Consider the following 13301-nt stretch of genomic DNA (forward strand, 5'->3'; position numbering starts at 1 on the left):
GTCAGGACTCCGTGAGCACGCCGTCCTTCTCGGTGTGCAGCGCCCCGGTGTGCGGGCACTCCCACACACCGGGCGACCCCGGCAGCTCGCGGAGCCGGTGCCCCGCGCGTCCCACCCAGCCGATGCGGCGGGCCGGGACACCGGCGACCAGGGCGAAGTCCGGCACGTCCCGAGTCACCGTGGCCCCGGCGGCGACCATCGCCCAGCGGCCCACCCTGACCGGCGCCACGCACACCGAGCGCGCGCCGAGCGAGGCACCCTCGGCGACGGTGACCCCGACGGGCTCCCAGTCGGCGCGTCCCTTGGGCCGCCCCTCAGGGTCGACGGAGCGCGGGTTGTGGTCGTTGGTCAGGACGACGGCCGGGCCGACGAAGACCCCGTCGCCGAGCTCCGCCGGTTCGTAGACGAGCGCGAGGTTCTGGATCTTGACGCCGTCGCCGATGCGGACGCCGGGTCCCACGTAGGCGCCCCGTCCCACCACGCAGTCGGCGCCGAGCACGGCCTGTTCGCGGATCTGGGCGAGTTCCCACACGGCGGTGCCGGGGCCCAGCGCGGCCGATGTGTCGACCTGGGCCCCGGCTGCCGTGCGGACCTGGTCCCGGGTCATGTCACTGGTCTGCTTCATGTGTTGTCGAACGAACCGGCGGGCGTCTGGGTGCGGGGGGTCCGCCCGCCGTCACCCGTCCGACGGGTTGGGGCCGCAGACGGGTCCGAGGGCGACGCACTCGGTGCCGCTCTCGTCGCAGGCGTGGAGCGTGAAGCAGTGCTGGATGGCGCCGTAGAAGTACCCGACGACGGCGCCTCCGGCCGCCACGGTCTCCTTGACCTTGCCCGATTCGGGCCCGCCGGTCAGGTCCGTGTACCAGACGGTGTAGGTCTCCTCCTGTGTGCCGCCGTTGGTGATGACGTACTGGAGGGCACTCACGTCCTGGACCTCGCGCACCGTGACGCAGACCTGGGTGGCGCCGAGCTCTGCGCAGGCGTTGTCGGTCGGCGGCTCTTCGCGCGCGGGTCCCGCCGCGGCGGTGGCCGCGGGCAGGCCCAGCGCCGCCGTCGAGGCCACCGCGCCGGCCAGCACCGTACGCCGCGAGATCTCCTTCATGGTCGCTTCTCTCTGTCGGTCGAAGGGGGGCGCTTCGCGGGGAACTAGGGCCTGTCTTCAAACTCCCGTCGTCGCCCGAAGGGCGGCGTCGCAGACGGGAGTTTGAAGACAGGCCCTAGGCCACCGCTTGCGTGAAGACGTTCTGCAGGAGCTTTTGGAGCGCGGTGTCCGTGGGGACGCTGGCGGTCAGGGTCAGGGAGCCGGCCGAGAACACCCAGCCCTTGCCTGCCACGGGCGGCACGTACAGCATTTCGGCGCCACCCGTCTTGTTGAGCCCTTCGGCGACGAGCACGGAACCGGGCACAGCGGCCGGTCGGCGGTCGACCTCCCAGCCACTGGCGGCGATGTTGTAGGAGGCGGTGCCGAAGATGTCTCCCACGCTCATGCCGGTGCCCGGGGTGAAGGGATTGTTGCCGGTGTCGCGCACTTGGTACGGGGAGAAGCTCATGTACGTGGGCTGGTAGTGCGACACACCCAGGATCTGGGCCTCGGACTGTCCGGAGTCGGCGTAGACGTCCCGGCTGCCGTCGGCGCGCCGGAAGACGACCCCGTGGCCGTCCGCCGTGTACTTCACCCGTTCGTAGATGCCGTTGCCCCCGAGGTAGATGACACGTCCGCCGTTGTTCTGGAAGGCCACGACGTTGTCCCGCGCGGTCTGCGAGAAGTACTCGGGGTGCGAGGTCAGTACCAGCGCCTTGTAGTTGCCGCCCTGGGCCGGTGTGCGCAGCCAGCTCGATCCCGTCGCGTGCAGGTCGGTGTCGGCGTAGCAGTCGTAGCCGATGCTCTTGGAGGTCATCCAGCGCATCAGTTGCAGGTCGCTGTGGAGCAGGTGGTCGATGATGCCGGGAGCCGTCCGGTAGACGTTGTCCCAGGACGTCCCCATGTTGGGGCGCTGCATGGAGACGGTGCGCTGCGCGCCGCCCTGCCCGGACGTGTACTGGTTGTGCCCGCCCCAGAAGTTGTAGGCGGTGTACGTGTTGGTGGGCACCAGTACGGCGATCTGTCGCTGCGGCGTCGTGGGCCGCACGACGAACATCACGTTGTGCTCTTTGCCGTGTGTCGACTTCAGCTGGGAGGCGTAGACGCCCGAGGGCCAGCTCGATCCCGTGCCGACGGCGACGGAGAAGGACTGGCTCCAGCCGCATCCCGCGCTGTGGTAGCCGCTCTGCAACATCTTGAACTGCCCGGTGCGGCTGGTGGGTTGGGTGACCACGACGGGGGCGCCGGTGGCGGGGGCGAGGCGGATCGTGGAGGACGTGTACGACGGGAAGGTCGTGGACACGTGGATGCCGAGGCTCGTGCCCTGCCGCGCGGACAGTGAGGTGGGATATCCCTGCAGGGCCGCGCATTCCTCGCGGGTGAAGCCCGAACCGACCGCGGAGCCCGACCCGTTGGCCCATTGGACGCCGCTGGTGTTCACGGTCTCGGAGTTGAGCAGGCGGTACCACTGGAGCCGGGTGTCGGCGCCGGGCGGGTTGGCCGTGCTCGTCTGGATCTTGTAGATGGTTCCGGACCCGTTGGAGAAGAGCCCCCGCTCGAACGGGCCGAGGAGCATGGTGTCGACGGCCTCGCCGCCGTTCGCCCATTTGAAGCTTCCGTCCGTGCCCAGATAGCGGAACCAGCTGAGTGAGCTGCCGTGCCGCGTTCCGTAGATCACCCCGTTGGGGTCGGCGAACAGCTGCGTGTAGGGCTGCCATTGCGCGCCGATCTTTGCACCGGAATTGGCGGCCCATTTGAAGGAGCCGTTGGTGCCGGTGTATTTGTACCAGCGCAGGTCCCCGTTGCCCTCTTGCGCGTAGAGGACGTTGTTCCAACCGCCGATCACCCGGGGGAAGTTCCACTGCGTGCCGATCCGGGTGCCGCTCGCGGAGTGCCAGCCCCCGGCGCCCGTCGTGCTGTTGGACAGGATGTACCGGTACCAGAGCAGGTCGCCGTTGGGCATGCACGCGAAGATCTGACCGTCCGCGGCGGCCAGGACGAAGCGGAACTTCTGCCAGCCGCCGTTCCCGATGACCCGGCCGGAGCCGGAGTTGGCCCAGGAGGCGGGGGCGCCGGTGCTCCAGTTGGTGTGCCGATACCAATAGAGTTTTCCGTCGGCCTGAATCGCGTAGATGATTCCGTTGCCGCCCGGCACCAGATTCAGGAAACGTTGTTGCGGGTCGTAGGCCATCTCTTTCAGTGCCTTCCCGAATTCTCTGTCGTGAGCAGGGATGATTGTGCGTCGGTTGCCCCCGCGCAAGAATCGACACGATCGGGGTGCGGGGCGCGATTGGGCCAAATGGCGGGGATCAGCGAAAGGCAGAGCGCGCCGATGAACATGGGCGCCGCCATATAGCGGAAGCACGGCGCGGGGTTGGCGGCGAGCACGGTGAGCTGGGCGCCGAGGGGCACGCCCGCGAGGGCGAGCAGACAGCGTCGGCCGCGGGCCCGGGCGAGCAGCACGACCAGCGCGTAGATGGCGTAGCACCAGATGGCGCCGCGCCACAGGAGCCACTCCAGTTGGGGGACGAGGAAGGCGGAGCGGCCAAAGGTCGCGGTGTCGTGGAGAGTTGACGACAGCGGCCGCGCCGTGAGCGCCGAGCGGTAGGGGTTGCCCTCGATCGCGCCGTACCCCCATAGGTCGGCGGGGATCTGTGTGTCGTACGTCCATGTCCTGGCGCTCTTGTCCTGCGGCCCGGGGAAGACGGCCCAGGCGATGTGTCCGCGGCACAGGCGGGCGTCGAGGATCCGCTGCGGGGACTCGCGCAGGGTGCGCCACCACAGCCGGACCAGCGGTTCGCTGAACCGGGCGGCCTCGGTCCTGTTCCAGGAGGCGTTGTAGTAGAGGACGTCGGACACGTAGCAGTTGGTGCCGGCGGTCCGCCAGGTCGACAGCGGTGCCACCTGCGCCATCAGATGCCGGTCGTCCGGGGTGAACCGGCCGGGATCTTGTGCGTACGTCACGGCGAGGTCGGCGTAGTGCAGGTTGTAGAGGAACGCCTTGTTCGGCTGCTCGATGCCGACCGCCGGGTGGATCACGAGGGCCAGCAGCAGGGTCAGCGCGGTGGTCGCGGCCGCGATTCCGGCGATCAGGAGGCGGGCCCCGGGCAGCACCAGGACGAGCGCCAGCGCCGCGATCAGGGCCACCGGGAAGCCGTTGTTGCGGAACAGGTCGACGCCCAGCAGCCCGGTGCACAGGAGGACGAGTTCGGAGCGCCCCGGACGGCCGGTCCACGTGCCGTGCGCCCGCCTGCCCACCAGCCGTACGGACACGGCGAACACCAGGACGGCGCAGATCGTGAACGGCACGTCCTTCCACACGAAGACGACGAAGGACCCGAGGGGCGGGGCCGCCGCGCAGGCCACCGCCGCGGGTGCGCTCCACCGCCCCCGTACGCCCAGCGTCCGCAGACCCGCGCAGGCGTGGGCGAGGACGGCGGACATCGCGAGGGTCTGCAGCAGGGTCAGGGCTGCGAGGTCGCCGGTGGCGCGCAGGCTCAGCCAGACGAGGGCGTTGTAGAGCACCGAGTGGTCCGCGCGCCAGTGGTCGGTGGTGACCTGCCAGGTGTAGACGACCGAGTCCACGCTCATCAGGCCCGGGTGGAAGGCCGCCCACCAGAACAGATAGCAGGCCTGGCAGGACAGGAAGACGGCCAGCGGAAGCCGCCGGGCCGGTGGCACGCGCGAGGGCAGGGCGCGCGCCACCGAGGCCGCGGTCACTCCGGACGCTCGGCGCGGGCCGCGGACGGGACCCGGCTGTCCGACGCCGTGGGCACCTCGTTCTTCGGCGGCACGGTGGCCGCGGTCTCTCCGGAGGACCGCGGCGGGACGACGGGGCCTGCCGCGCCGCGCAGCGCGGGAATGAGGGACAGGCAGAACAGTCCGATGAAGATGGGCGGCGCCATGTAGCGGAAGCACGGCGAGGGTGTCGCGACCAGGACGGTGAGCTGCGTGCCGAAGGTGACACCCGCGAGCGCGAACAGCGGGCGGCAGCGACGCGACCGGGCGAACAGGGTGACGAGCAGGTACGTGGCGTAAGACCAGATGGCACCGCGCCACAGGATCCACTCCAACTGGGGTGTGTGGGCGGCTTCGTAGGCGAAGGTCCCGGCGTGGCCGAGCTTCGTGGACAGCGGCCGGGGCTTGGCCGCCTCGTTGTACGGGCTGGTCCGCATCTCCTCGTACCACTTGTAGAAGACCGGGTCCACGCGGTTGAGCTGGTTGTACGTCCTGCCGCCCTGGTCCTGCGGTCCGGGGAAGACGGCCCAGGCGATGTGTCCGCGGCACAGGCGTGCGCCGATCACGTCCTGCGGGGCCTTGTGCAGGGTGCGCCACCACAGTTGGACGAGCGGTTCGGTGAGCCGGTCGGTGGTCTCCCGGTTGAGGCTGCGGTACATCGGGTCGGAGGCGAAGCAGGACGCGCCGTTCTCGCGCCAGGTGGCGAGCGGTGCCGCCTGGGACATCAGCGCCAGGTCGGCCTTGGTGAACAGCTCGGGCGCCTTCGCGTAGGTCACCGACAGGTCGGCGTAGTGGAGGTTGTAGACGAGCGTCTTGGGTGGCTTCTCGACGCCGAGTGCCGCGTAGCCGGAGAGCATCAGTGCCAGGGTGGTGGCCGTGGTGGCGGTGACCAGCACGGCGAGCAGCCGCCGTGCGCCGGGCAGTGCCGCGATGAGGCACAGGGCGGCGATCACGGCGACGGGGAAGCCGTTGTTGCGGAACAGGCCGATCCCGAGGAAGCCGACGCACAGCAGCAGGATCTCGGAGCGGTGCAGGCGGCCCTGCCAACTGCCGTTCAGCCGCCTGCCCGTCAGCCGCGCCGTGACGGCGAAGACCAGGACGGCGCAGATCGTGAACGGCACGTCCTTGCCGACGTAGACGGTGAACGCGGCGAGCGACGGGACGAGCGCGCAGGCCAGCGCCGCGGGCGCGCTCCACCGTCCGCGGACGCCGACCGTGCGCAGGCTCGCGCACGTGTAGGCGAGCACGGCGGACATCGCCACCGTCTGACACAGCGTCAGTGCGGCATGCCCGCCGGTGGACTTGAGGCTCAGCCAGAGCAGGGAGTTGTAGAGGACCGAGTGGTTGGAGATCCAGTGCCCTGTGGTGACCTGCCAGGTGTAGGCGAGCGCGTCGTAGTCGATCATCCCGGGGTAGAACGCCGCCCACCACAGCAGGTAGATCGTCTGGCAGGTCACGTAGACGGCGAGAGGCAGCCGCAGGTGCTGCGGCACGCGCTCCCACAGGCCCCGCGTCGGGGAGACGGGCGGGGCTTGGGCATCGGACATGGCGGGGTTCTCCTCGGGAGGCGGGTCCTGGGTGCGCACGGTCAGCGTGTGCCGTCCGGGAGGGCGGGGCGCGTGGCCTCGGGGTGCGGTGGTGTGTCCTGCTGCGGGACGGTCGACGGGTGGTCCTGGCCGAGCATGACCAGGGACACCACGCGGGCGGCCGCGTTCCCGTCGTCGTAGGCACAGAACCGGCTGCGGAAGTCGGCGCGCAGCGCGGCGGAACGCGCGTCGCGCCAGGCCCCGGACGCGAACAGCTCCGTCAACTCCTCGGCGCTGGTGGTGACATGGCCCGGCGGGTCGGCCAGGACGTCGAAGTAGGTGCCGCGGGCCGCCCGGTACGCCTCCCAGTCGTCGCCGTGGACGATGATCGGCCGGTCGGTGTTGGCGTAGTCGAACATCAGGGACGAGTAGTCGGTCAGCAGGGCGTCGGAGGCGAGCATCATGTCCGTGGCCGAGGGCTCGTCGGTGACGTCGAGGAGCAGGCCGCGCCGCTGGAGGTCGCGCAGTTCCTGACCGCGGTACGGGGACCGGGCGTCCTTGGGGTGCAGCCGGACGAGCAGGGTGACGCCGGGGCCGAGCCCGCGCACCAGCCGTTCGAGGTCGAGCCGTGGGACGTACGACCTGCGGTGCTCGCGCCGGGTCGGGGCGTAGAGCAGCACGGTGTCGCCGTCCGGGACGCCGAGCCGCTTGCGCAGGGCGAGGGTCCGCAGCGGGTCGCCGCGCACCAGGACGTCGTTGCGCGGGGCCCCGGTCGGCAGGGAGGTGAAGCGGCAGGGGTAGGCGCGGTCCCAGACCTGCTGCGCGTACGGGCTGGAGACCAGGCTGAAGTCCCAGCGGTCCGCGCGCCGCAGCTCACCACGGACGTCGGCCTGGTGTCTCGCGGCGGGCCGGTCCAGCCGGTCGGCGCCCATGTGCCCGAGCGGTGTGCCCTCGTGGGTGTGGACGTGGATCTGCCCGGGGCGTTTCACCATGCCGAGGGTCCAGCCGACGTTGTTGACGAAGTACGTGGCTCGGCTCGTCACGCGGTGGTAGCGCGGTGTGTCGGGCGTGACGTGGTCGATGCCCTCCGGGAGGTGCGGCACGGCGTCCGGGCGCACCACCCACACCGCGTCGATGTGCGGGGCGAGGAGGCGGGCCGCTTCGTGGACGGCCGCCGGGTCGCCGAGCACGCCGCGGTGCCAACCGGCCGAGTACACGGCGAGGTTGGGGTCGAGGCGGCGTCGGCGCTGGGTGGTGGCATAGCCGCGCTTGACCCGTCGGGCGGCGGCCGTGGACAGCTCGCGCTTCTTGCGCAGGGAGGCGCGGCCCAGACGCTCGGCCAGTACGTAGGCCCGGAAGACGGGGTAGGGGGCGGCGGCGATCAGGTGCCACTGGCCGCGGTAGGCGTCGTGCGGCGGGGTGAAGCCGTCGGGCCTGTGGCGTCGGTAGAGGTCGGCCGTCGCCCGGTGGAAGGCGGGCCGGTCCTCGGGCAGGACGCGCTCACTGAGCGGCAGTGTCGCCAGGAAGTGGTTGATCATCCGCTCGAAGAGGTAGGGCCGCGTCTCGTGCAGTTCCGGGTGGGCGTCGAGGAACGCGAACAGGCCTGCGTACTGCGTGAAGATGTCGAAGTGTCTGCGTCCCGGAGTGCGGGTGATCGCGCCGCGTCTGCGCTGGAGGTACTCGACGCACACCCGGTCGAGGCATGCGATACGGCGGGCGCAGGCCAGGGCCTGGTAGGTGACAGGGGCGTCCTCGTACAGGCCCGGCTGGTAGGTGAGTTCGTGGCCGGTGAAGAAGTCGCGGCGGTACGCCTTGTTCCAGGCCACCAGGAACAGGTGCAGATAGTGCGGGCTGCTCTTGATGTCGAAGGTGTCCGTGCCCGCGGACGCGAGCAGGTCGGCCGTCATGCTCCTGCTGCCGCGGCCCCACCAGTGCGTGCGCACATGGTCGAAGACGAGGATGTCCGGGTCTTCGGTGGCGGTGAGCCGCTCGTCGATGGCCCGCAGCGCTCCGGGCGTGTAGGTGTCATCACTGTCGAGGAAGAGCAGGTAGTCGCCACAGGCGTGCTCGACGCCCGCGTTGCGTGCCCGGCCGAGGCCGACGTTCTCCGGCAGGTGCAGCGCGGTGACCCGGCTGTCGCGGGCCGCGTACTCGTCGATGACGGCGCCGCAGTTGTCGGGTGAGCAGTCGTCGACCGCGATGACCTCGAGGTCGGTGCAGGACTGGGTCAGGATCGAGTCCAGGCACGCGCGCAGATGGCCCTGGACCTTGAACACGGGGACGATGACGCTGAAGCGGGGCACGGGCTCTTCCCTTGTCGTGGGGATGGGGACGGGCGTCCGCGACGGACGGGTGACGGGGACGGGTCAGGGGCTCGGGACGTGGGCGGCGGCCGGTGCCGGCACCCGCTCGTCCAGCGGAACGACGGGCGGCAGGTCCTTCGCCTCCTCGCCGAGCAGCACCCGGCGCACCACCCGTTCCGCGGCGAGGCCGTCGTCGAACTCGCAGAACCGGCGGCGGAACGCGTCGCGCAGCCGGGCCGAGGCCGCGTCCCGCCACCGACCGTCGCGGAAGATGTCCGTCAGCTCGTCCTGCCTCCGGGCCACCGGCCCCGGTGGGGCGTCCAGCAGGTCGAAGTAGACGCCCCGCGTCTCCCGGTAGATGTCCCAGTCGTCGGCGTACACGACGATGGGGCGGTCGAGGTTGGCGTAGTCGAACATGATCGACGAGTAGTCCGTGACCAGGGCGTCCGCGGCGAGGCACACCTCCTCGGGCGAGCGGTGCCCGGTCACGTCGATCAGCGCCCCTGACCGCACCATCTCTTCGAGGCCCGCGGCCCCCTCGTACGAGTGGTGGGCCCGCAGCAGCACGACGAAGTCGTCGCCGAGCGCGCGGCAGAACGCGGCGAGGTCCAGTTGGGGCAGGAAGTCCGTGCGGTAGTCGCGGTGGGTCGGCGCGTACAGCACCGCCACCCGGTCCTCGGGGATGCCGAGGCGCCGCCGGATCGCGGCGACGTCGTCGGCCGTCGACGTGTAGAACGCGTCGTTGCGCGGATAGCCGACGTCCAGGCTCTCGTACGCGCCCGGGTAGGCCCGCTCCCAGACCTCGGTGGAGTGCCGGTTCGAGGAGACGTTGAAGTCCCAGCGGTCCACGCGCTGGAGCAGTTTGCCGAGCGGGCCCGCCGCGGCGGCCGCGGCCGGGTACTCCACCAGGTCCACGCCCATGCACTTGAGCGGGGTGCCGTGCTGAGTCTGCACATGGACGGTGCCGGGGCGCTTCTTGACCGCCATCTCGAAGTTGACGTTGTTGAAGGTGTACTTGGCGGTGGCCATGACCTCCCAGTAGCGGGCGCTGCCGATCACGACGCGCTCCACGTCGTCGGGCAGGCTCCCCGTGTGCCCCTTGGTGACCAGGAAGACCGGCTTGATGTGCGGGGCCAGGCGCCGTGCCGCCGCGTGGATGGCGGCGGGGTTGCAGGCGTAGCCGCGGCCCCAGTAGGCGGAGAAGACGGCGAGGTTGTCGTCGATGGGCCGCCTGAGGAATCTCCGGTAGGGGCCGCCGAGGCGCGTGCGCAGCCGCCTCGCCCACCGGCGGCCGAACCGGATCCCCTTGCCGAGCCGCCGCTTGGTGCCGCGCAACGCGCCGAACGCCGCGTAGGAACCGGAGGCCAGCACGGCTTGTTGCAGGCCGACGCTGCCCGCCGGGCGTCGGCTGCCGGCCGGGCGGTGGCGGCGGTAGAGCCGGGTGGCCCGCTGGAAGAACTGTCGGCGCACCGCGGGGGTCGGCAGCCGTCCTGGGGTCGCGGCGGTCTTGAGGACTTTGCCGACCATCTGCTGGAAGACCCTGTCGAGCAGCTCCGGGTCGGACGTCAGCTCGGCCGACCGGCACATCACCAGGTCGAACTGGTCGAGCAGGTCCAGGTGGTGGAGTCCGGGCAGATAGGTCCGGCTGCCCTGGCGGCGCAGCAGATGGCGCACGCAGATCCGGTCGAGCAGGGCGATCCGCTCGGCTCGGAGCGCGGCCACGACGCTCCACACCGTGTCGGTGAACATGCCGGACGGGAAGGCCAGTTGGTGCCTGGCGACGAAGTCGCGCCGGTAGGCCGCGCTCCATGCCGGTACCCATGCGTCGGGCAGCGCCGGGTGCTCCTCCACGGCGAAGACACCGGTCGGCGCGCCGTGCCACAGGCGGGCCAACGCCGGGCCGGTGCCGCCGTCGAGCCAGTGCATCCGCTCATGGTCGAAGAGCAGCAGATCGGGATCGTCCAGCTCGGTCAGCCGCGCGTCGAGGGCCTCCAGCGCTCCCGGCACCAGGGTGTCGTCGCCGTCGAGGAAGAGCAGGAACTGGCCCCCGGCTGCCGCGATCCCGGCGTTCCGCGCGCCCGGCAGACCCTGGTCCGGCGCCGAACGCACCACCTTGATCCGCGGATCAAGGTCCGCGTGCGCGGCCACGATCGACGCGCACAGCCCTTCCGGTGCGCCGACCACGGCGATCAGTTCGACGTCGGCGAAGGACTGGCCGAGCACCGAGTCGAGGCAGTCGGGCAGCCGTCCCGGCCCGTCGTGGGCCGGGACAACGACACTGAAGCGGGGCAACACGCACTCCTTCGATGGGCGTTCAGGCGGCGCCGGTGGGCAGCGTCGCGGTGGGCCCCGGCTCCTGCCGCGGGCCGGGTGCGGGTGCCTGGTGCCGCTCCCCCGGCGGCGTTCCGGCCGTCTCGCCGAGGAAGACGTGCCGCACGACCCGCTCGGCGGCGCGTCCGTCGTCGTGCGGGCAGAACCGTTCGCGGAAGGCGGCCCGCTGCCGGGCGGTGCGGGGGTCGCGCCAGGCGCCGGTCGCGAAGAGGTCGATGAGCTCGTCCTCGCCGCCGGCGACCGCGCCGGGCGGGAAGTCCCGGATGTCGAAGTAGGTGCCCCGGACCGCCTCGTAGACCTCCCGGTCGCCGGTGTGCACGACGATGGGCCGGTCCAGGTGCGCGTAGTCGAACATCAGCGAGGAGTAGTCCGTGACCAGGGCGTCGCTGGCCAGGCAGAGGGATTCGACGCAGGGGTGGTCCGAGACGTCGAGCAGCCGGGGCGAGCCGTCGCCCACGCGCGCGATGGTGGACAGGTGATGGGTGCGGGCGAGCACCAGGAAGCCGGGGCCGAGCATCCGCGCCATGCGTTCCAGGTCGATGGTGTGGCGTCCGGTGCGCTGGTGGTCGCGGTGCGTGGGGGCGTAGAGGATCGCGACGGCATCGCTGGGGATGCCCAGGGATTCACGGAGCCGGGCCACGTCCTCGCCGGTGGCGTTCCGGTAGACGTCATTGCGCGGGTAGCCGTATTCGAGCGTGGTGTAGCCGGCGGGAAAGGCCCGTTCCCAGACGAGGGTGGAGTGGCGGTTCGCGGACAGGACGAAGTCCCACTTGTCGCAGTTGGCGAGCATGCGCCGGACGTCGGTGTCGCCGAGGGCGAGCGGCCGGTCGATGAGGTCGAGGCCCATCCGCTTGAGCGGGGTGCCGTGCTGGGTCTGCAGGAACACCTGACCGCGGCCCTTGACGAGTCTTCGGTCGAAGTTGACGTTGTTGACGAGGTACTTGGAGCGGGCGAGCGCCGTCCAGTACGCGGCCGTGCCCGGAGTGAGGAGGCGGGTGGCCGGCGGAACCGTGTGCCGGTGCGCGGGGTCCGCGATCCACGCGGTGCGGACGTGCGGGGCCAGTTCGCGGACCTTCGCCTCGACGGCCGCCGGGTTGCAGCGGTAGCCGCTTCCCCAGTAGGCGCAGAACACGGCGTCGTTCTCGCGCAGCGGCAGGAGCCGCTGGATGCGGTAGTGGGCCTGGAGGGCGAGCCCTCTGAGGGCATGCCGTACGGCGCGGGCGGCGGCCTGGAGGCGCCGCCGCAGGACACCCGCGAACTGCAGCGTCCGGTAGCTGCGGTGGGCGCCGAGGCGGACCAGCGCGTGCCGGACCCTGGTGCGCACGGGAGGGGTCGCGCCCAGGGCGCGGTAGCGGCGGCCGTAGGTGCGGGCCTGCCGCAGGAACGCGGCGCGGCTGCCGCGCGGCAGCCGGTCCGGTGCGGTGAACACCGTGCTGAAGTGGTCCAGCATCCGGCGGAAGACGAGGGGGCGCCAGCGCGCCGTCCCGGGGTGTGTGTCCAGGTAGGCGAAGACCCGGTCGTACTGGCTGAAGAGCTCGAAGTGCCGGCGCCCCGGGGAGCAGGTGATCGCTCCGGTCCTGCGCTGCCGGTAGCGCACGCAGACACGGTCGAGCACGGCGATGGACTCGGCGGTGACCAGGACCGGGTAGGTCCAGGACACGTCCTCGTAGTAGCCGGGGGCGAAGACGAAGCCCGCCGTGACGAGGAACTCGCGGCGGTACGCCTTGTTCCAGACCACGTGCAGGACCCTCAGCAGGCCCGGTCTGTCGTCCAGGGTGAAGGACGGAGGGCCGGTCTCGGCGAGGTGGCCGGTGACGGGATTGGCCAGCGTCCTGCCGGTCCAGTACGACCGTACGTAGTCGTAGACCAGGACGTCGGGGCCGCCGGTTTTCTTGAGCCGGTCCGAGATCGCGTGCAGCGCCTCGGGGACGAGGCAGTCGTCGCTGTCCAGGAAGATCACATAGTCGCCGGTGGCGCGTTCGAGGCCGGCGTTGCGGGCCCTGCCGAGGCCGACGTTCCCCGCGAGATGTACGGCGCGGACCCGCGGATCGCGGGCCGCGAACTCGTCGATGATCGCCCCACTGGCATCCGGCGAGCAGTCGTCGACCGCAATCAGCTCCACATCCGTGAAGGACTGCTCCAGAACGGATTCCAGGCATTCGTGGAGATATGCCTGCACCCGGTGAACGGGAATGATGACACTGAACCGTGGCAATGCGCTTCCATGGGTCGTCAGCGGCGTATTGCACGAGAACGGCCGACGATTTGCGCAGGTTACGCGTAATATGGCATTTGGGGTAACTGGCCACTTTCAGGGCATGG

Annotated in this window: 8 protein-coding genes; all 8 read right to left on the reverse strand. The window is 70.9% G+C overall.

Features of this window, described 5'->3' with window-relative positions; all coding sequences use genetic code 11:
* Nucleotide 1: 1 nt before the first annotated feature.
* The 8 genes from ACFV9W_RS06920 to ACFV9W_RS06955 all read right to left on the reverse strand — a co-directional run bounded on the left by ACFV9W_RS06920 (nucleotide 2) and on the right by ACFV9W_RS06955 (nucleotide 13194).
* Nucleotides 2-625: an acyltransferase gene (locus ACFV9W_RS06920; RefSeq protein WP_385756341.1), complete on the reverse strand. Its 624-nt coding sequence runs from the start codon at nucleotides 623-625 to the stop codon at nucleotides 2-4.
* A 51-nt stretch (nucleotides 626-676) separates the two neighbouring features.
* On the reverse strand, nucleotides 677-1102 hold the full coding sequence (locus tag ACFV9W_RS06925; protein WP_385756342.1) for a hypothetical protein: 426 nt from the start codon (nucleotides 1100-1102) through the stop codon (nucleotides 677-679).
* A 115-nt stretch (nucleotides 1103-1217) separates the two neighbouring features.
* Nucleotides 1218-3272: a N,N-dimethylformamidase beta subunit family domain-containing protein gene (locus ACFV9W_RS06930; RefSeq protein ID WP_385756343.1), complete on the reverse strand. Its 2055-nt coding sequence runs from the start codon at nucleotides 3270-3272 to the stop codon at nucleotides 1218-1220.
* Between the two features lie 5 nt (nucleotides 3273-3277).
* Nucleotides 3278-4801, reverse strand: a complete 1524-nt coding sequence (locus tag ACFV9W_RS06935; protein ID WP_385756345.1) for a hypothetical protein — start codon at nucleotides 4799-4801, stop codon at nucleotides 3278-3280.
* Nucleotides 4798-6366: a hypothetical protein gene (locus tag ACFV9W_RS06940; RefSeq protein WP_385756347.1), complete on the reverse strand. Its 1569-nt coding sequence runs from the start codon at nucleotides 6364-6366 to the stop codon at nucleotides 4798-4800. Before ACFV9W_RS06940 ends, ACFV9W_RS06935 begins: the two co-directional genes overlap by 4 nt.
* A gap of 41 nt (nucleotides 6367-6407) precedes the next feature.
* Entirely contained in the window at nucleotides 6408-8648 is a 2241-nt protein-coding gene (locus tag ACFV9W_RS06945) for a CDP-glycerol glycerophosphotransferase family protein (protein WP_385756349.1), read from the reverse strand.
* A 63-nt stretch (nucleotides 8649-8711) separates the two neighbouring features.
* The gene (locus tag ACFV9W_RS06950) at nucleotides 8712-10940 is read right to left on the reverse strand and encodes a CDP-glycerol glycerophosphotransferase family protein (RefSeq protein ID WP_385756351.1); all 2229 of its coding nucleotides are present in this window, start codon (nucleotides 10938-10940) and stop codon (nucleotides 8712-8714) included.
* Between the two features lie 22 nt (nucleotides 10941-10962).
* The gene (locus ACFV9W_RS06955) at nucleotides 10963-13194 is read right to left on the reverse strand and encodes a CDP-glycerol glycerophosphotransferase family protein (RefSeq protein WP_385756352.1); all 2232 of its coding nucleotides are present in this window, start codon (nucleotides 13192-13194) and stop codon (nucleotides 10963-10965) included.
* Between the last annotated feature and the right edge of the window lie 107 nt (nucleotides 13195-13301).

It is taken from the genome of Streptomyces sp. NPDC059897 (assembly GCF_042730865.1).
Taxonomy (GTDB): domain Bacteria; phylum Actinomycetota; class Actinomycetes; order Streptomycetales; family Streptomycetaceae; genus Streptomyces.

What these genes read in the sequence shown, in the direction of transcription:
- ACFV9W_RS06920 (WP_385756341.1), bottom strand. Translation starts at nt 625, where the DNA reads ATGAAGCAGACCAGTGACATGACCCGGGACCAGGTCCGCACGGCAGCC.
- ACFV9W_RS06925 (WP_385756342.1), bottom strand. Translation starts at nt 1,102, where the DNA reads ATGAAGGAGATCTCGCGGCGTACGGTGCTGGCCGGCGCGGTGGCCTCG.
- ACFV9W_RS06930 (WP_385756343.1), bottom strand. Translation starts at nt 3,272, where the DNA reads ATGGCCTACGACCCGCAACAACGTTTCCTGAATCTGGTGCCGGGCGGC.
- ACFV9W_RS06940 (WP_385756347.1), bottom strand. Translation starts at nt 6,366, where the DNA reads ATGTCCGATGCCCAAGCCCCGCCCGTCTCCCCGACGCGGGGCCTGTGG.